This is a genomic window from Halomonas sp. ATBC28 (genome assembly GCF_005937175.1).
Classification (GTDB): Bacteria; Pseudomonadota; Gammaproteobacteria; order Pseudomonadales; family Halomonadaceae; genus Vreelandella; species Vreelandella titanicae.
Genome location: NZ_VCQL01000019.1, coordinates 41,229 through 60,310, shown reverse-complemented (window position 1 = coordinate 60,310; position 19,082 = coordinate 41,229). Strand labels below are relative to the sequence as shown.

General features: G+C 55.9%; 15 protein-coding genes. 10 read left to right on the top strand and 5 right to left on the bottom strand.

The features are described 5' to 3' along the window. The first annotated feature begins 3 nt into the window (after positions 1 to 3). Positions 4 to 1,917: a TRAP transporter permease gene (locus E0L35_RS19740; protein WP_138801237.1), complete on the top strand. Its 1,914-nt coding sequence runs from the start codon at positions 4 to 6 to the stop codon at positions 1,915 to 1,917. A 60-nt stretch (positions 1,918 to 1,977) separates the two neighbouring features. Here E0L35_RS19740 and E0L35_RS19735 read toward each other — a convergent pair whose 3' ends face one another. Continuing rightward, on the bottom strand, positions 1,978 to 2,757 hold the full coding sequence (locus tag E0L35_RS19735; RefSeq protein ID WP_138801236.1) for a CLCA_X family protein: 780 nt from the start codon (positions 2,755 to 2,757) through the stop codon (positions 1,978 to 1,980). Between the two features lie 93 nt (positions 2,758 to 2,850). Here E0L35_RS19735 and E0L35_RS19730 point away from each other — a divergent pair, with 93 nt between their 5' ends. After that, complete coding sequence (locus E0L35_RS19730) at positions 2,851 to 3,537, top strand: type 1 glutamine amidotransferase domain-containing protein (RefSeq protein ID WP_009288080.1); 687 nt, start codon at positions 2,851 to 2,853, stop codon at positions 3,535 to 3,537. A gap of 173 nt (positions 3,538 to 3,710) precedes the next feature. After that, complete coding sequence (locus tag E0L35_RS19725; RefSeq protein WP_039860162.1) at positions 3,711 to 4,448, top strand: glutaredoxin; 738 nt, start codon at positions 3,711 to 3,713, stop codon at positions 4,446 to 4,448. A 998-nt stretch (positions 4,449 to 5,446) separates the two neighbouring features. On the opposite strand, the gene E0L35_RS19720 is transcribed toward E0L35_RS19725, so the two are convergent. Both E0L35_RS19720 and E0L35_RS19715 read right to left on the bottom strand, forming a co-directional pair. Then, positions 5,447 to 6,778, bottom strand: a complete 1,332-nt coding sequence (locus tag E0L35_RS19720) for a M20/M25/M40 family metallo-hydrolase (protein WP_022520386.1) — start codon at positions 6,776 to 6,778, stop codon at positions 5,447 to 5,449. Positions 6,779 to 6,859: 81 nt separating this feature from the next. Beyond that, positions 6,860 to 7,744: a LysR family transcriptional regulator gene (locus E0L35_RS19715; protein WP_138801235.1), complete on the bottom strand. Its 885-nt coding sequence runs from the start codon at positions 7,742 to 7,744 to the stop codon at positions 6,860 to 6,862. A 158-nt stretch (positions 7,745 to 7,902) separates the two neighbouring features. Between E0L35_RS19715 and E0L35_RS19710 the strand changes: the two genes are divergently transcribed. The 6 genes from E0L35_RS19710 to E0L35_RS19685 all read left to right on the top strand — a co-directional run bounded on the left by E0L35_RS19710 (position 7,903) and on the right by E0L35_RS19685 (position 15,443). Beyond that, positions 7,903 to 8,868, top strand: a complete 966-nt coding sequence (locus tag E0L35_RS19710) for a TAXI family TRAP transporter solute-binding subunit (RefSeq protein ID WP_138801234.1) — start codon at positions 7,903 to 7,905, stop codon at positions 8,866 to 8,868. A gap of 21 nt (positions 8,869 to 8,889) precedes the next feature. Next, the gene (locus E0L35_RS19705; protein WP_249362164.1) at positions 8,890 to 10,800 is read left to right on the top strand and encodes a TRAP transporter fused permease subunit; all 1,911 of its coding nucleotides are present in this window, start codon (positions 8,890 to 8,892) and stop codon (positions 10,798 to 10,800) included. Further along, positions 10,797 to 12,203: an acyclic terpene utilization AtuA family protein gene (locus E0L35_RS19700; RefSeq protein WP_138801232.1), complete on the top strand. Its 1,407-nt coding sequence runs from the start codon at positions 10,797 to 10,799 to the stop codon at positions 12,201 to 12,203. The genes E0L35_RS19705 and E0L35_RS19700 overlap by 4 nt, the downstream gene beginning before the upstream one ends. Beyond that, positions 12,190 to 12,546 (top strand): hypothetical protein, encoded by a 357-nt coding sequence (locus tag E0L35_RS19695; RefSeq protein ID WP_138801231.1) that lies wholly within the window; start codon positions 12,190 to 12,192, stop codon positions 12,544 to 12,546. The genes E0L35_RS19700 and E0L35_RS19695 overlap by 14 nt, the downstream gene beginning before the upstream one ends. A 137-nt stretch (positions 12,547 to 12,683) precedes the next feature. Beyond that, positions 12,684 to 13,907: a YbfB/YjiJ family MFS transporter gene (locus tag E0L35_RS19690; RefSeq protein ID WP_041157894.1), complete on the top strand. Its 1,224-nt coding sequence runs from the start codon at positions 12,684 to 12,686 to the stop codon at positions 13,905 to 13,907. Positions 13,908 to 13,979: 72 nt separating this feature from the next. Then, positions 13,980 to 15,443 carry a sodium-dependent transporter gene (locus E0L35_RS19685; RefSeq protein ID WP_138801230.1) on the top strand — a complete coding sequence of 488 codons (1,464 nt, stop codon included), beginning with the start codon at positions 13,980 to 13,982 and terminating at the stop codon, positions 15,441 to 15,443. Here E0L35_RS19685 and E0L35_RS19680 read toward each other — a convergent pair. Both E0L35_RS19680 and umuD read right to left on the bottom strand, forming a co-directional pair. Beyond that, complete coding sequence (locus tag E0L35_RS19680; protein WP_138801229.1) at positions 15,405 to 16,769, bottom strand: Y-family DNA polymerase; 1,365 nt, start codon at positions 16,767 to 16,769, stop codon at positions 15,405 to 15,407. The two genes, E0L35_RS19685 and E0L35_RS19680, sit on opposite strands and share 39 nt — an antisense overlap. Further along, positions 16,766 to 17,197 carry a translesion error-prone DNA polymerase V autoproteolytic subunit gene (gene umuD, locus E0L35_RS19675; RefSeq protein ID WP_138801228.1) on the bottom strand — a complete coding sequence of 144 codons (432 nt, stop codon included), beginning with the start codon at positions 17,195 to 17,197 and terminating at the stop codon, positions 16,766 to 16,768. Before umuD ends, E0L35_RS19680 begins: the two co-directional genes overlap by 4 nt. A gap of 243 nt (positions 17,198 to 17,440) precedes the next feature. On the opposite strand from umuD, the gene glyA reads away from it, so the two are divergent. Beyond that, complete coding sequence (glyA, locus tag E0L35_RS19670) at positions 17,441 to 18,706, top strand: serine hydroxymethyltransferase (protein ID WP_022520376.1); 1,266 nt, start codon at positions 17,441 to 17,443, stop codon at positions 18,704 to 18,706. Positions 18,707 to 19,082: the final 376 nt, after the last annotated feature.

The following is a 19,082-nucleotide window of genomic DNA, read 5'->3' as shown; positions in this document are numbered from 1 at the left end:
ATCATGAGCAATTCAAGTCAAGAGCGATTGGAAGGTTCGGCAAGGTGGATAGTGATGGGGCTGGGAGCCGTCGGTCTGTTGATGACGATCAACCAAACCTTTGCCCTCAAGCTGTTGGGGTTCTATCCGATCGGTAATGCCTTTATCTACTATCTGATAGGGCTGTTCCTATCGGTGGCACTACTGATCTTTCCGGCTCGTAAGGCTGATAACGAACGCCTGCCCTGGTATGACTGGGTGCTGGCGGGGGCTGCTCTTGGTGGCGCCATCTACCTTGGCCTTAATGGCCTGCGCATGACCCAGCAAGGGTGGGAGTATTTCGCCCCGCTCGAAGCAACGCTGGTGGCAACAATGATGCTGCTACTGGTGCTGGAGGGCGTTCGCCGCTGTGGTGGCTGGGCGGTTTTTGCCGTGGCACTGCTATTTGGGCTCTATCCGCTCTATGCAGGCCACATGCCTGGTTTCCTGTGGAGTAATGGTTTTGGATGGGGGGAAACCATCCGAGCCCATGTCATGGGGGCGGAAAGCATTGTGGGCGTGCCGATGCAGGTCGTCGCCAACCTGATTATCGGCTTCGTCGTATTTGGGATTGCGCTAACCATCACCGGTGGCGGTGAGTTCTTTATGAATTTCGCCACTGCATTGATGGGCCGAAGCCGCGGCGGGCCCGCCAAGGTGGCCGTCGTTTCCAGTGCCTTCATGGGCAGCTTATCCGGTAGTGCGGTATCCAATATCCTGACCACAGGGACGATTACCATTCCTGCCATGAAGCGCAGTGGCTATTCACGCGAATATGCCGCTGCCGTAGAGGCGTGCGCCTCCACGGGCGGAACCTTGATGCCGCCCGTTATGGGGGCCGTTGCCTTCATCATGGCTTCCTTCCTAGGCGTCAGTTACGGTGAGGTAATGCTGGCGGCGTTGCTGCCTGCGGTGCTCTTCTACCTGGCCCTGCTGCTTCAGGTAGATAACTATGCTGCCCGCAAAGGCCTCATGGGCATGCCCGCCAAGGATATTCCCAGGGTGCGTGACACGCTGCTCTCTGGATGGCCGTACCTACTCAGTTTGGGCGTGCTGATCTACATGCTGCTTGTCATGCGTCTGGAAAGTCAGGCGCCTTATTATGCCACCCTGATATTGCTGGCGATTGCACTGGTGCGCCGTCAGCAGCGGCTGCGTATCAGCCAACTGCTGGATTTTTTCTATCAGTTGGCACACGGGGTGGGGAGTCTGGTCGCCGTTTTGGCCGGTATCGGTTTGGTGGTCGGTGGGCTTTCCTATACGGGGGTTGCAGGGGCTTTCTCTCGCGAACTGCTGTTGTATGCAGGTGACAGCATTCCCCTGATGCTGGCGGCGGGGGCGATTACCAGCTTTATCCTCGGGATGGGAATGACGGTCAGCGCATGCTACATCTTCCTGTCGATTCTGCTTGCGCCAGCGCTAGTGGGTGCTGGCCTCAATCCTCTTGCCAGCCACCTGTTCATTCTTTACTGGGGAATGCTCTCCTATATCACTCCACCCGTGGCGCTAGCCGCCATTACTGCTGCCGGTGTTGCCGGCGCCAACAGCACCCGAACGAGCCTGTATGCCGTGCGGTTGGGAGCCGTGCTGTTCGTACTGCCGTTCCTGTTTGTGCTCAACCCATCGCTGATTTTGCAGGGCCCCCTGTTGAGCGTGATGGCCTCCGCTTTTACAGCCATGACCGCGATCTGGTTGGTGGCAGCGGCGATGGAAGGATACCTTTATCGAATAGGTTCGGTGGGAGTGCGCATGCGTTGTGCGCTGCTGCTGCCTGCCGCACTGATGATCTACCCCGAATGGATCAGTGACCTGCTGGGCTTTCTAGCGCTTGCATTGTGCTATCTGATGGCGGTGCTGCACACCACGAAACGCGCAGATATTACGAAGTGCTCTACCTAGGTGAAGCTGCTTTATACACCCACGGCGTTCGGCAGCAGAGCCTGTCGAGCGCCGTCATGCTTACTCTGCATTCCGCAACGCTTTCCCCAGCCTGCCAAAGTAGTCGCTGAACGCTGCATTGATCTGTTCCCGCTGTGCACCCCGTGGGTAAAGACCTCTTTCCGCTTCAGGAGAGGCCTTGGTGCCTTTGACCAGGAAGTGATTGGTGATGGCCGCATCCTGCACAAACGCTTCAAAAGCGCGTGCGCAGAGCTCTTCGGGTTTACTGTAATAGAGCTGTCCAAGTTTTTTATCCATCTGTACTGAACGTTGAAACAGCTCGCTAGGCTGATCACCCGCTGGTCGAAGCAGTACGGCCTTGAAGCAATGCCTCAGCAGTTGATTCAGAGGGTGTGCAATGGGCGTCGCATCGGCGAGCCAGGCGGTAGATGCGAACATGCCGACGGGCGTGCCGCGAAAGCACTTACTGGCGATATAGTGATCAAACGCATGAAACCACTCGTGGGCAATGCTGCCGGGGCCAGCGTTTTTAGCCAGCGCAAAACTGCGTTGGCTGGGGTCATAGTGGGCAGAAACACCCGGTCGACCACCGCTGCCGTACTGCAGCGCGATTGAGCCGCGTAGGGAAATCAACGCCTCTGTTCCCTGTAAAATCAACATAAGATCGCACAGTGCATCATGAAACAGCTCCGCGGCACGGTCGCGCTCAGCGTTGGTTACCCAGCGTCCAATCTCAATGGAGCGAAAATCAAACTGACGCCGGATCAGGGCAAAACTGCTGGCTTGCCCCTGGCGATGGTCAGGACCACTGCGATAAAAATCCCGCGCTTCGATGTTCACTTGTCGTTTCTCCTTGCATTCCGCCATCCAGACCCCCACTAACTAACCGTAACGCATTTTAATTGCCTCATTTTCCACCGCCAGGAGAGAGATATGAGCAAGCGTATTTTAGTGGTACTGACGTCTCACGATCAGTTGGGTGATACCGGTAATAAAACCGGTTTTTGGCTCGAAGAGCTGGCAGCCCCTTATTATGTCTTTAAAGACGCGGGTGCTGAAGTAACGTTGGCATCGCCCAAGGGTGGGCAGCCGCCGCTTGACCCAAAAAGTGACGCAGACGATAGCCAAACCGATGAAACGCGCCGCTTTAAGCAAGATGAAAAAGCTAACGCGGAGCTTGCCGCTACCCATCGCTTGAGCGACATGAAGGCTGATGATTTCGATGCGGTATTCTACCCCGGAGGCCATGGCCCGCTATGGGATCTCGTTGACGACGCGGACTCGATTCGCTTGATCGAAACCTTTATCGCCCAAGGCAAGCCGGTTGCCACGGTTTGTCACGCGCCGATAGTGTTGGTAAATGCTAAAGACAGCGCTGGTGAACCGCTAGTAAAAGGCCGCCAAGTAACGGGCTTTACTAACGGCGAAGAGGAGGCTGTGGGCTTGACCAATATCGTGCCGCATCTCGTTGAAGATGCCTTGCAAAAGTGCGGCGGGATTTATAGCAAAGCGGATGATTTCACTCCTTACGTACGTGAAGATGGCCAACTGATCACAGGGCAAAACCCGCCTTCCTCAGCGCTCACGGCTGAAACGCTAATGGCGTGGCTGACGAAATAACCCGCCGGTATTAATACCGGGTTTGGTGACGACGGCGAGGCTCTCCTCGCCGTTTGTATTTTTGGGTGCCGATTAGATTCTGACTATGCTTATAGGGAGATAGGTTATTTATTTTTAATTAGCTATGTTCTCAACAGCGCAGTTCTCAGCAGCGCAACAAGGAGGCGACTAACATGGAGACAGCACGCGTCTATCGGATGAAAACCGCGGAACATCTCTGCCCATTCGGTATGAAAACAGTCGATTTGTTAAAACGCAAAGGCTATCAGGTTGATGACCATCCGCTTACATCCCGAGATGAAATTGAAGCGTTCAAGGCCCAGGAGAATGTCGATACCACTCCGCAAACCTATATAGGTGATAAACGTATTGGCGGCTATGAAGAGGTTCGTGAGCATTTAGGCATGAGCGTGCCAAGTGCAAAAGAGACCGCATATCGGCCAGTGATCGCGATTTTTGTTACCGCTTTGCTCATCGGTCTGGCGATTAGCTGGGTTGCCAATGGCACCTTAGTGGCAGCACGAATGCCTGAGTATGCGGTGGCCACGGCCATGGTGCTGCTGGGTTTGCAGAAGCTGCAGGATGTAGAGAGCTTTAGCTCGATGTTCCTTAACTACGACTTACTGGCTCAGCGCTATGTCCCTTACAGCTATGTGTACCCCTACGCAGAAACCTTGGCAGGGATACTAATGCTGGCCGGTGCCATGCTTTGGCTGGCAGCACCGCTGGCGCTGTTTATCGGCACGGTGGGCGCGGTGTCGGTTTTTAAAGCCGTGTACGTGGATAAGCGTGAGTTGAAATGTGCCTGCGTTGGCGGAAGCAGCAATGTGCCACTAGGGTTTGTATCGCTGACAGAAAATATCGCCATGGTGCTGATGGGGCTATGGATGCCGCTGAAAATGTTGCTATAACAATCGTCGTCAAAAACTTGCTTGGCTAAAATGCTATTTAAAATCCAAAAATCCGTTAAAAAACAATTTATTTGCCGCTACATATCACAGGTTAGATAAACCCGCTGTTATAAAGCGCACTGTGTGCACACAGCGAAGGGAACTCGCGACAGGGAAGAACAAGCAAGGATTGCTTGTGTAGCACAAGGATGCACAAACAGGATGTTTGTGGTGCAAGATCAGGGAAGAACAGATGAAAACCCGGCCAAGGAGTGGCCGGGTTTTTTTTACCCTGAAATAAATAAAAATTTAATTAAGCTCTTATGACGCTTTCGTTAATAATGTATTGCTGTTGATAGTAAAAAGGCAGCGGTCACAAAGATAAGCCTTTTTTATAATAACCGCTTAAGTTGGTAAGCGATTGTTTTAACAAGCATAGTGATAATAAAGCGAGCTTAACTCACTCAAGGGTATTTCAACCGCTGTTTGACAGTTCAGGCAGCGTACGGTGGTACTGTTTTTACCGGTGCCTTCTAAACGGAAGCGGTTCAAAAACGGGTTTTTGGGTGACTCATTGTTGCCACAATGGCGACAGATGACATCCAGCCCGTTGACTTTGCTGCTAATAATAATGTCTCGCACGCTGACCTCCTACCATTAAGTTTGATGATGGTTCAGGCGTGGTAACGTCCGTGTAGAGTAGCATCGTTGCCGATACTTTTAATAGTATAGCGCTGCAAGGCATATGTGCCATATAAAAAAGCGTGCTTTAAATAGGTGCAGTTAATCTGAATAAAAAAAGATAAATTTTTTCCGGTTTAATAACATAGGTTAGATAAATAGAGTGTTTTAAGGTTCACTGTGAGTACACAGCATAAGGAAGTGGCAACAGGGAAGATAAAGCTAGGGAAGCTTACGCTCATGGATGCACAAACAGGATGTTTGTGAAGACGAATCAAGGAAGGTTTGATAAAGCCCCAGCCAGGGAGTGGCCGGGGCTTCTTTTTTATACGCTTGTTTTATTTCTTCGCTTTTTTCTTACTTTTCTTACTGTCGTTGCCTTGGCTAACTGTTTTGCCTTCGCTGCTCTCGTCTTTGCTGTCACCCTTCTCACTGTCAGGCTTGTCGCCGCCTTGATGGGTGAGCGGGCTCGCTTGGTCTAAGCGCGGGTGGTTATCCAGGAATTCACGCTGTAGGTCAGGCATGGCATCCAGGGCTTGCAGGGTATGGGTGAGGGCATGGATGGCCGCCAGCACGTCCTGGGTATGGCCTGTTTCTGAGATGGTGTGCATGTTGCGAATAGGGAAGCCAATTGAGGTAGCGGCACTATCGATAGACGCCAATACGCCTGCCATGCCATCGGTACCCGTATCCACACCGACAATATCGCGCTGCAGCGGAATGTCCTGCTCTTTCGCGGCCGTGGCGATAATGCGGTTGAGCTGTTCACTGGCAATCGAGCCCACCGCCATGGTGAAGCCTTTGCCCATCTCCAGTGGCTGCATGCGCTTGTCGCCAATACCGGGCGCAGCCACATAGTCGTGGTTTACATCGACGCCAATTAAGGCATCTGGCTTCATTTCGCCCGCCATCACGCGGCTGCCGAAACGGCCAATCTCTTCGTAGCTGGCAATCGCAAACAGCACGCGCACATTTTGGGTGCCACCTGCTTCGGCGATCAAACGCGCCACTTCGGCGGTCACAAAGCAGCCTAGGCCGTTATCCAGGTAAGCGCCGTAGAAGGTATTGGGACTAAAGCCGGGGCGGATAGGGCGGTCGAAAATAATCGAATCGCCGGGCCGTACGCCCAGGTTCAGCACCTGTTGCTTTTTATTCTCGCCGTGGATCTGTAGATCCAGGTAGATCTGCTCTTTTTTCAGGCCTTTGCTGCCATCGCGCTGGGCAGGATCGGAGAAGTGAATCGCGCCCAGTGCCTCGACCGTGCCACCTTCAATGCAGCGGTAGCTACCGGGGGCGTCGGGGTCTTCGCTGAACAACTTCACTTCATGGCCGATAAGCACGGTGGGCAGAAAGGAGTCGGTGTTGATCCAGATCTTGCCGTCTTCGCCAATCGAGCGCACCTGCATGCGGATTTTATCCGCATGGCCGATCAGCATGACCTTGAACATGTCGTCGCGGCCGGGGTGAGTGTCCAGCACAACGCCCGCGTTGCCCTTAAACTGGTGAAGGTGCCAGCTTTTAGGCGCGAAGCTCTCAAAATGCGGCTTGAGCACGCCGTAGGTCATGGCAGCTTCCAGGCCTACGGGGCTGGGGGCGGCAAGAATATCGCGCATTAGTTTGAACTGCGCGTCGGGCATTGGTTGTGTCCAGGGTTTTGCACTATCGCTCATCGTTGTCGCTCACTCATTTTTAGGTGGATGTTAATCACCTCTAGTCTGCCAGATTCCCGCACTGTGTGTAGAGAAAGACGCTTATTCATGGTGATGAATTAGCTCGCGCAGGGCGCTGGTGGCGGCGGATGGAGGGTGACGGCGGCTCAATATAATGCCCAGCTCACGGCGAATGGTCGGCTCCACCAGCGGGCGGTACTCAATACCATCGGCGGCAATTTGCCGAAAACTGAGCGAGGGCAGCACGCTAATACCTAATCCCGCAGCTACCATGCGGCCTACCGTGGCGATCTGGCGCGCATCGCACAAGATATCCAGCCGTTCTCCTACGCTCTGCATAATGCGGTCAATATCCTGGCGCGAGCTGGAAAGGCGATTGATACCAATAAACGGATAAGCCGCGAGTTGGCTCCAGGCGACGGCTGATTGCGCCAGCAATGGATGCCCGCAGGGGCAAACGACCACATAGCTGTCTTCGAGGACGGGGTCAAACGTCAAGTCGTCTGCGTCGCTTGGCGGCACGGAAAGACCCAGGTCGGCGCGACCTTCGCGCACCATTTGATTGATTTGATCGGCCAGCACATCGTGCAGGCTGAGGTTAATACGTGGGTAAGCCTCGTGAAAAAGCTTAATGACCCGCGGGAATAGTCCTGCCGCCAGAGTAGGCAGGGCGGCCACGGTTACCTTTCCGCGCTGTTTGGAAAATTGGTCGTTGAGATCCTCAAAGGCTTCGTTCCAATCATTCAGGAGCCGCACGGCAACGGGCAGAAAGGCTTCGCCTTCCGGTGTTAACGCGAGCTGCCGCGTGGTACGGGCAAACAGTGCACCACCGACGTTCTCCTCAAGTTTACGCAGGGCGATCGAAATCGCCGGTTGGGAAAGGTGCACGCGCTCGCTGGCCTCTGCAAGGCTGCGCGAGTGGGCGACGGCAACAAAAACACGCAACTGCTGGATGCTTGGATTCATTTAGAAAGTAAAACATAAATTAAAAACTATTCAATATACAAAATTAAACTGGCAGACCATGCTTGCTGTATCGCATGCAAACAGCGTCGCGATCACCGTTTTACATAAAAAGCCGCTCTACAATAACAATAGCTCGCTTTGCGAGCTTCGGAGACACAATGAAAACGCTACTTACTGCCATGGTGGCCAGTGCCACGGTGCTGGCCGCTGCTGCTACTCACGCTGATGAGCGCCTGTTGATTGGCTCTACCTCAAGCTCCTCCAGCCACTACAGCTACTTTGTGGCAGTCAATCAGATTATTAATAATCAAGTCGAAGGGATCAGTTCTTCGGTTGCCGAAACCGGTGCCACTGTGGATAACCTGCGCCGTTTAGGCCGCAACCAAATCGATATGGGCCTGGTGACCACCAATACGGGTTATCACGCCTACGCCGGTGAGGAGGATTTTGAAGGCCGCCCCGTCGATAACCGCCTGCTCTGGGTCTACACCGTGGCACCGCAGAATACCGTAATGCGCCAGGATGCAGGGGTGGAAACCTTCGCTGACTTAAACGGTGTTCGCTTCAATCCAGGGATCACGGGGTCAGCTACTGAGAAAACCACCGAAGCGGTAATGCGCGCACTTGGCATCGAACCGGATTATGTACGTGGTTCTACCACCGATATGGTCGACGCCATGAAAGATGGCCGAGTGATGGGGTCGGTAAAATCGGGGGTCGGAGAACGCCTGGATGGCTCCTCCATGGATATCGCCACTTTCACACCGATTAGCGTGCTGTCGCTTGACCAAGAGCAGGCCGACACACTGCGCAGCGAAATGCCCGATGTGGCGATTGTCGATGTGCGGGAAGGGGCCGCAGAGGGTATTCCTGCCTACACCACTTGGGCCTTTGGTGTGGCCGTGCACGCCCATCCGGATATGGATGAAGAAACCGCCTATCAAATCGTCAAAGCGGTGATGGAAAACCCAGAGCCGCAGGTTAACGCCTTCGCTGCCATGCAGGATGCGGATATGGCGAAGATGACCCTGGAGGTTGGCACCGTGCCACTGCATGCTGGCGCTGCGCGCTATTTCGAAGAGCAGGGGTATGACATCCCCGATGCCTTGCAGCCAGTCCAGTAAGGCCCATTGGAGAAGATGATCATGCGCGAGACAGTTACCAAAGGCTTGGCGCTCCTGCTGGGCGGGCTAATCCTTTATACCTCCGCCACTGGGCCGTTCGAGAGCTTGATTCAGCGGAGTATCTTTCTCGCGCTGGTCATCCTGCTAGGGCTTGCCGTCTATCCGCTAGGCGCAGGCAAGCGCTGGCGCCCGCTGGGCATTGCGATTGATGCGGTGCTGGCAGTGGGGGTGGTGTTTGCCTGTGGCTATGTGGCGCTTAACTATGAACAAATTCTGGTCGAACTCCCCTGGGCAACACCTCGGGATATGCTGCTGTCCGGCGTACTGCTGGTGGCGATTCTGGAGCTTTCGCGGCGCGCCATCGGCGTGATCTTTCCACTGTTAGTGTTAGTGGGATTAGCCTACGCGTGGTTTGGGGCCGCCATTCCAGGGCCGCTTGGCCACCGCGGGTTTGATCTTTACTACATGACCGAAACCATTTACCTCGGTGACTTAGGCGTGTGGGGCATGCTGGTGGGCGTCGCTGCGACTACCATCGCCGCTTTCGTACTGTTCGGCTGTTTGCTGCTACATACCGGAGGCGGCAATACCTTTATGGATCTGGCGTTGCGTATCAGCGGCCGTTCACCGGGCGGTGCTGCCAAAGTGGCCACGGTGGCCTCCGGGCTGTTTGGCATGGTCAGCGGTAGCGCGGTGGCCAATGTCGCCACCACGGGCAACTTCACCATCCCCATGATGAAACGCTTGAACTACCCACGCCCCTTCGCGGCTGGGGTAGAAGCGGTGGCCTCGACCGGCGGCCAAATCGCACCGCCAATCCTGGGTGCTGCGGCATTTATCATGGCGGAAATCCTCGGTGAGAGTTACCTGCGTATCGCCTTAGCGGCCTTGTTGCCAGCGATTCTTTTCTATCTCGGGGTGTTTGTCACCATTCACCTCGTCGCCAAGCGCCGCCAACTGCAGGTAGTGCCTGATGATGAGCTGCCAAGCTGGTCAGACGTGATACGCCCTGAACGTATCATTCCCATTCTGGCCGCTTTGGGTGGTCTGTTTTACGGCGTGCTCAGCGGTCGTTCGATCCAAATGTCGGCGTTCTACGGTATCTTAATGACCGTACTAACGTTCGTGCCTTTTGCGCTCATGGCCAAGATGCCGCTGCGCGAGATCCTCGGCAAGCTGGTGGCAGGCTTAGTCGATGCAGGCAAAGGCATGGTGATTATTGGCGTGCTGCTGGCCGGGGCGCAGATACTGGTGGCGATGATCGGTATGACCGGCATCGGTGTGACCTTAGCCAGCTTGATCGTCACGGTGGGCGGCGAATCGCTGTTCCTGGTCGCCTTTATCGTCGGCGGCGTGTGTCTGATTTTGGGCATGGGGATCCCGACCACGGCAGCGTATGTTCTGGTGGCATCAGTGCTGGCGCCTGCGCTCACCACCATCGGTGTTGAGCCGCTGATTGCCCACCTATTCGTTTTCTACTTCGCCACCCTGTCGGTGATTACACCGCCCGTATGTATTGCGGTGTTCGTGGCCTCAGGCATTGCCGACACCAACTGGCTGCCTGCGGCGGTTGAATCAGTGCGCTTGGCGGCGGCTATCTATGTCATTCCCTTCCTGCTGCTGATCTACCCAGCCCTGGCAGGGTTTGGTTCTGCCCTGGAGATCGTCTTGGCCAGCTGCCAAGGGGTCGTGTTTGTGATGGCCTTCGCCGCGCTGATGTCCCGGGTAGCCATGACAGGTAAGCGCGTGATCGATGTCGTGGGGCTGATCGCGGTCATTGGACTGGCGCTCACCCCCGGCTGGCTGACCACGCTGGCGGCGCTAGCCCTAATCATTGGGCTATTTATACGCCGCCGCTCGCTGCTGAGAGACGAGCTGGAGTCTGTCGCGGGCGACCACCACTCTCTTCAAGCCAAGGAGACCCAGCTATGAGCTTTTTATTAGGCAGCGGGGCGGGCTTTTCCGGTGACCGTACCGATGCGGCCGTGGCGGTGGTGGCAGAGTTGATCAAACGTCAGCAACCCTCTGCACTGGTTTTTGAAACCCTGGGTGAACGGACATTAGCGGCAGCCCACCGCGCGATGCGTGATGATCCCGAAAGCGGGTTTGAACCGCTGTTAGACGAGCTGCTGGCGCCAGTGCTGCGCGACTGCCTGGATCACGACATTAAGATTTTAGGCAACTTCGGTGCGGCGAACCCCAGTGGTGCTTGTCAGGTAATTGCTGACTTGGCAACACAGCTTGGGCGCGGGGATGTGCGCATAGCCCAGGTGCACGGTGACGATATCCGTCAGCAGCTACATAGCTTGGACTTACAGCGTTGGGAGGCCGAGCGGCTGGATATGCCAAGTGATGACGCCCTGATCTCAGCCAACGTTTACCTGGGTGCCAAGGCGCTGGCTGAGGCGTTAGCTATGCAGGCGGATGTGGTTGTCACCGGACGGGTAGCCGACCCGGCGCTGTTTTTAGCGCCGCTGATGCACCACTTCGATTGGCGTTGGGACGATTGGGATCGCCTGGCTTGCGGCATGATGGCGGGGCATTTGGCTGAGTGTGGCGCCCAGGTAAGCGGCGGCTACTTTGCCGATCCTGGCTTTAAAGACGTGCCCGGGCTCGCCACGGTGGGCTATCCGATTATTGAAGTGGAGCAGGATGGCAGCCTTATTATTTCCAAGCCTGCCAATACCGGCGGCTGTGTTACCGAGCAAACGGTGAAAGAACAGCTGCTTTACGAAGTGCATGACCCGGCGAATTATCTGACTCCGGATGTCACGGTGGATCTTTCCCACGCAGAGGTGCGTCAGTTGTCACCCAATCGCGTGGCGGTGACAGGAATTCGCGGCAAGCCTGCGCCTGAGCGGCTAAAAACCACCGTGTGCTATGAAGGCGGTTGGCAGGGCGAGGCGGAAATTTCCTATGCCGGCCCGAACGCGTTGGCACGAGCCCAGCTTGCAGCGCAGGTACTGCGTGAACGATTGGTGTTTCGAGCCCCTGCCGAGCTGCGTACCCGCTTGGATATCATTGGCTTGGCCAGCGTATTCGATAGCGATAGCGGTGAGCTGCAGCGTAGCGCTTCAGCGTCTGCCAGCGGCGATTATCGGCTGCGACTGGCGGCCGAGCACAGCGAGCGGCGCTGGGTAGCCCGCGCCACCCAGGAGCTATTGGCGCTTTATTGTGCCGGGCCCGCGGGTGGCGGCGGCGTGCGGCGTCAATTTCAAAGGCGAGTGTTTACCGCTTCTTATTTGGTAAAGCGTAGCGATATTCATCCCCATGCCAGTCTGTTTGAATCATCGCCGCTCGGCGAACGCAGGAGTGAACGCTATGTTGCAAACTGAACACACGCAAACAGCGGTAAGCCCGCATTCCTCAATCGCTCTTCATCAACTCGCCCATGCCCGTGCTGGTGACAAAGGTGAACGGCTTAACGTGGCACTGTTTGCCTATGACCCAGACCACTACGCCACCTTGCTGGAGCAGGTAACCGAGGAGCGGGTGCTGGCGCTGTTTGCCCACCGCGGTGCCAGCCGAGTGCGGCGTTACCCTTTGCCTAATTTGGCGGGCATGAACTTCGTGATCGATGACGTGCTGCAGGGCGGCGTTAATGGCGCGCTCAACTTGGATGGGCATGGCAAGACGCTATCGTTTTTGCTGTTAAGCATGGAGGTTGATGCGAGCTAAACCTTTTTAACCTCGCTCCTCGACTTAGGTGGTCATGACCCGCTGCCTGAAAGGCCTTACTATGACGATAAAATACGCACGCTAATTAACATAACGTCCGCTCAGTCGTCGTTAAAGAGCCGTTCAGGAGCAGCCCCATGACCGTCGCAACGCTAGGTGCCCAGCGCTTCAAAGTGCTGTTGGCGGGCGTTTTTAGCCAAATATTATGTGTTGGCATCGCGCGCTTTGCCTATACCCCATTGCTACCGGTGATGCAGCAGCAGACCTGGATGGGTGATGCCGATGGCGGCTGGCTGGCTGCGGTTAACTACGCGGGCTATATGCTGGGGGCCGTGCTGGCCGCCTCTATTCACAGTATTTATATCAAAGACACGCTATTTCGCTGCGGGTTAATCCTGGCGGTAATCACGACTGCGGGTATGGCGCTTACCGATCACTTCTGGGTTTGGGCGGGGTTGCGTTTTCTGGCGGGTCTTTCAAGCAGCGCTGCAATGCTATTAGCGTCAGGGCTGATTCTTCACTGGTTAATCCAACATCGCCAGCGCGGCGAGCTGGGAATTCATTTTGCCGGTTTGGGGCTAGGCATGATTGTCGCGGCGGTGGCAGTAGAGATGATGCTCCAGTTTTCCTTTAGCTGGCAGACCCAATGGTGGGGCTTTAGCCTGCTGGGTGCCGTGCTGCTGGTGCCTGCCTGGCGCTGGCTGCCGCGGCCGGAAAGGCCGCTAGAGGGGGCTCACGTGGCGAGTAGCCGAACCGCTACGCCGCCAACACGTACTTTTATGCGCTGGATGCTCGCCGCCTACTTTTGCGCCGGTTATGGCTATGTGATCAGCGCTACCTTCTTAGTTGCCATCGTTGAGCGTGAGCCGCTGCTGGCGGGGATGGGCAACTGGACGTTCGCTCTGGCCGGTTTAGCCGCCGCCCCAGCGGTGATGCTGTGGGATCTGGTCGCCCGTCGAGTGGGCTATTTAGGGGCGCTGATTCTCGCCATGGGGATTCAGGTAGTGGGGATCGTACTGCCTGCGATTACCGCGAACTCAGCAGTGGTACTGCTCAGTGCGGTGCTCTATGGCGGTACCTTCCTTGGTTGCGTCAGCCTTGTGCTGACCATGGCAGGTAGGCTCTATCCTTCCAGCCCCGCGCGGCTAATGGGGCAGATGACTCTGGCATACGGCGCCGCCCAGATATGCGCCCCGGCATTAACCGGTATGTTGGCTGAAACCTCTGGCCACTATGGTGTTGGGCTGTGGTTGGCGGGCGGTTTTGTAACGCTTGGCGCGGTGCTGCTGGCCTGTTTGCGCCGGGTCGATCAAACCGCTCAACGCCTGGATGCCGCCGCAAAAGCCATGGTGTACGCCTAGGAACTGGGGCCTAGTGGGCATTACCCTCGAAATCCTTTAGGATGAGCGCCTTTTTCTACGGGATATGGGCAAATGACCTCTTCTAGGCAACCTCGCACCCAATGGCTAGGCCGCTGGGGGTTTATGTTGGCGGCCACCGGTTCGGCGGTGGGGCTAGGCAATATCTGGAAATTCCCCTACATGACTGGGGAGTTTGGCGGCGGCGCCTTCGTGCTGGTCTATCTAACGTGCATCTTTGCCGTGGGTGTGCCGGTGATGATGGTCGAAATCGCGTTTGGTCGGCGGGGGCGTGGTAGCCCGGTGGATGCCATACGGCGCGTGGTCAATGAGTCTGGCCGTTCATCGGCCTGGTCGTTGATTGGTTGGATGGCCATGCTCTGCGGCTTTATGATCCTGTCGTTTTACGTGGTGGTGGCGGGCTGGTCGTTCTCGTATCTGTGGAAGATGCTGACCGGGGGGCTCGCGGGCAGCAGCGTTGATGAGATGGCCGCTGTGTTCGGGGCCAATAACGCCAATCCTCTGAACCTCGGTTTCTGGAGCACCCTGGTCACGCTGGCCACCATGTTGATCGTGGGTAAAGGCGTGCAGCAGGGAATTGAGAAGAGCGTTAGCTGGATGATGCCGGGGCTGGTGATCATGCTGGTGGTGCTGATTGGCTTTGGTATGTTTTCCGGTGGTTTTGGCGCCGCGGTTAACTTTCTGTTCTCGTTCAATGCGGGCAGCCTCTCTAGCGAGGGCCTGCTGGCAGCGCTGGGCCATGCGTTTTTCACCCTCTCGCTGGCCTCTGGGGCGATTCTGACCTACGGCAGCTACTTGCCTAAAGACGCCTCTATTGGCCGCACCACGGTGAGTGTGGCGGTGGCGGATACCGTTGTTGCCTTGATGGCGGGGCTTGCGATCTTCCCGGTTATTTTCGCCAATGGCATGAACCCCGGCGAAGGCCCTGGGCTAATTTTTATGAGCCTGCCGTTGGCCTTCCAGGCGATGCCGCTGGGCACCCTGTTTGGCATTCTGTTCTTCCTGATGCTCTCTATGGCAGCGCTGACCTCTTCGATCTCTATGGTCGAAGCCACGGTTTCCTGGCTGTGCGACAACAAAGGTATCTCGCGTCCGGCAGCCGCCTGGGGCACCGGTATTGTGCTGTGGTTGATTAGCACACTGGCGATGCTGTCGTTTAACCTGGGCGCGGATTGGACACTGGCCGGTAAGAACTTCTTTGACTGGCTGGATTATCTAACCTCGCGCTGGATGATGCCGTTGGGTGGTCTGGGCACGGTAGTGGTAGCGGGGTTTGTGCTGAAAAGCGAGACCTTCCGCGACGAGCTGGGGCTTGCCCCCTTGCCTTATGCGCTGTGGCTGACCATGGTGCGCTACGTTAGCCCGCTGGGCATTGTGGTGATTTTTGTCGACGCGCTGGGCGTTTATCAGGTCTCGTTTGCGGCTCACTGGCCCTGGTTGCTGGGGATTCTGTTTGCCATGGTCGCGCTTGGAGAAACCTTAAGCCCGCGGCTGCGTACTGCGCTTAGCGCTGGTTAACGCCTGGTGTTTTTTCTGCTTCTCTTTCTGCTTTGCCTCGGCGTCGGCGACTGCGCCGGGGTGAGTGCCCACTTTCATCAACTCGTCCCAGCGCGTGGTATAGCGGTCTGAGCGGTGGGCGCAGCGCAGTTGCCAAGCAGCAGGGGCATCCGTCATACCAAAGCTGATAGTGCCTTGCCCCATGCGCTGGTTGATCTGATCCACGGTTGCCATTAAAAACGGATGGCGATCACGGACTGGCGGATGCAGCAGCGAAAGCTGGTGCTGCTCTGCATCCACTAAATCCAGCAGCATCACGCCAGCTTTCATGAACTGGTAGCGGGGGCGATGAATCTGCTCAAGGCCTTGGCGTACGGCATCAAGGATCACCCGGGTATCGTCGCTGGGTGAGGGCAGGGCGATCAGCGCCTGCGGGAAGTATTGCAACTGATCGCGGCGATGACGGTTAGTGTTGAGAAATACCATCACCGCACGAGCTAAGCTACGTTGCTCGCGAAGTTTTTCAGCGCTGCGCTGGGCGTGGCGCCGCAGTGCATTATGTACTTCTGCAAAAACGCCGGTGGGCTGGCCGAAAGAGCGCGAGGTCATAATGCGTTGGCGCGGTTGATCCAGGGCGTTCATCTCCATACAAGGCGTGCCACGCAGCTCGAGCGCGGTGCGCGCCAGCACCACAGAGAAGCGCTTGCGCAACTGCTTGTCGTCGCTTTGACGCAAGTCCCAAGCGGTGGTCACGCCGCCAATCGCTAAGCGCCCGGCAAGCCGATGGCCGACGCCCCACACGCTGCCCACCGGCGTACGTTTGAGCAGCGCCTGCGTCGTGTGATCTTGTCCATTAAGCAGGCAAACGCCTTGGTAATGTGGGTCTTGCTTGGCAAGGTGATTGGCTAATTTGGCGAGCGTGTGGGTGGGTGCCAGCCCAACACACACCGGTAACCCTAAATGGCGGCGAATACGATGGTGCAATTCTCGCCCCAGCCTCTCACACTGCTCTGTGGTTAATCCTTCCAGGTAGACGAACATTTCATCTATTGAGTAGGGCGCAATTGCAGGGCAGGCATCGCGTAGTAGTTGGGTCAGCCGTGCCGACATATCTCCGTAGAGTTCATAGTTAGACGACAGCAGGTGGATCTCGCCGCGCTGACGCATTTCTTCAAGCTTGAAGGCTGGCGCACCCATAGGGATACCCAGCGCTTTTAACTCGGCGGAGCGGGCGATGACACAGCCGTCGTTGTTCGACATTACCCCCACGGGCCTACCTTCCAGCTTGGGCTGAAAAACCCGCTCGCAGCTGACGTAGAAGTTGTTGGCATCGACTAGACCGATCATCGCAAGTACTCGTGCACGACGGCGCGCACTACCCCCCATAGCTGGCAGTCGCTGCCTTCAAGTGGCAGTGGCGGATAGTTAGGATGTGTTGAGCACAGGTGCGGCGTTCCCCGATAGAGCGCATAGCGTTTAATTAGGGCCTCGCCCTCTAGCATAGCGACCAGAATATGTCCCAGTTGCGGTTCAATACTGCGATCAACCACCAGCAAATCACCCTCAAAAATTCCCCAACCCTCCATGCTGTCGCCGGTGGCGGTGACATAAAACGTCTCAGTAGGGTTTTTAACCAGCCGTGTGTTGAGATCCAGCATGCATGGCTCGTAATCCTGGGCTGGCGAAGGAAAGCCACTAAAACCAGCGCGGCCACAAGGCTGCGGCTGAGAGGTTAACGGCAAGGCAGGGGTAAAGTGAGAAGACTGGCCCGGCATCGTCGGCATCCTGGTGCTTAAAATATTGTATAAATATACAGTATTTTGCATGGCGAAGGAAAACGCAAATTGACGCCCCCTGAGATCGCTTCATTGCGTTCGCGATGACACTTTCTCTGTCATTACATGAATCACGCTCATGCAAGACCTGACGAGGATGCGATGAAAGTCGCGTCAGGCTGCGTTATGATAGCGCCCTCGCTTCTTCCATGATGACCCTTTCTCGTTACGAGGTTCCCGCCGATGTTCAGCCGCGATATGACAATTGCCGGATTTGATGATGTGCTGTTTGATGCCATGCAGAAAGAAGTGGAGCGCCAAGAGGCCCACATCGAACTGATCGCTTCCGAAAACTACGCCAGCCCCCGCGTACTCGAAGCTCAGGGCAGCCAGCTGACCAATAAATACGCTGAGGGCTACCCCGGTAAGCGCTACTACGGCGGCTGTGAGTTCGTCGATATCGCTGAAAACCTGGCCATTGATTACGCCAAAGAGCTGTTCGGCGCCACCTACGTGAACGTTCAGCCCCACTCAGGCTCGCAAGCCAACAGCGCGGTGTTCCAAGCGCTGGTTAAGCCAGGCGATACCATTTTAGGTATGAGCCTGGATGCGGGCGGCCACCTGACCCATGGTGCCAAGCCTAATTTTTCCGGCAAGCACTACAACGCCATTCAGTACGGTCTGGATGAGCAGGGGTTAATTGATTACGCTCAAGTGGCCCAGCTTGCTCGCGAGCACAAGCCCAAAATGATCATCGCCGGCTTCTCAGCCTATTCACAAATTGTTGATTGGGCCAAGTTCCGTGAAATCGCCGATGAAGTAGGCGCTTACTTACTCGTTGATATGGCCCACGTCTCTGGTCTGGTTGCGGCGGGCGTTTACCCCAGCCCTTTGCCCCATGCCCACGTGGTCACCTCCACCACCCATAAAACCCTACGTGGCCCACGTAGTGGCGTGATTCTCTCAGCGGAAAACGACGCTGATATCGAGAAGAAGCTGCAGTCAGCGGTTTTCCCCGGCGGCCAGGGTGGCCCCTTGATGCACGTAATCGCCGCCAAAGCGATCTGCTTCAAAGAGGCTATGGAGCCCGAGTTCAAAACCTACCAGCAGCAGGTAGTTAAGAACGCTCAGGCAATGGCCAAGGTGTTTATCGATCGCGGTTACGACATCGTCTCTGGTGGTACCGAAGACCACCTCTTCCTGCTTTCGCTGATTAAGCAAGGCGTAACGGGCAAAGATGCCGATGCTGCTTTGGGTCGTGCTCATATCACCGTGAACAAGAACGCTGTTCCTAACGACCCGCAAAGCCCGTTTGTCACCTCTGGCCTGCGTATTGGCACCCCAGCGGTGACCACGCGCGGTTTCAGTGAACAAGAGTGTAGTACGTTGGCAGGCTGGATCTGCGATATTCTGGACGTACTGGCCAAGGGCGATGACACCAGCGCCATCGAAGCCCAGGTGCTGGATAAAGTGGCCGAGGTATGTGCGCGGCTTCCGGTTTATAAATAAGCAGCTGTAACCATTCTCCTTGGCAAAGGATAGCCACAAAGAACGGGCGGCCGTTAGGGTCGCCCGTTTTTTTGTGGCTTAACGGTAATGCTAGCTAGGGTTTCCGAGAGCTGCCAATCTTTGCTTGCGTCGATGTTAGTACTTGAAATGTGGACAAACTGTAGAAGTGTGAGTGCACAGGTCAGTCTGATGTCTTGGTTGAACTTGACTTACGCAAATGTGCTCGAATGGTCTTCAGGCTCGGCTGGCCTATTGTGCTAGCTCAATGAGTTAGTAAGCGATCCAGAACGGGATGTCATTCTGATTGGCTTAGCAGGGTTAGGGGGAGTATGATGCTGCTTGGCTAACTAAATGGTCTAAACTAGTTGGATAATCA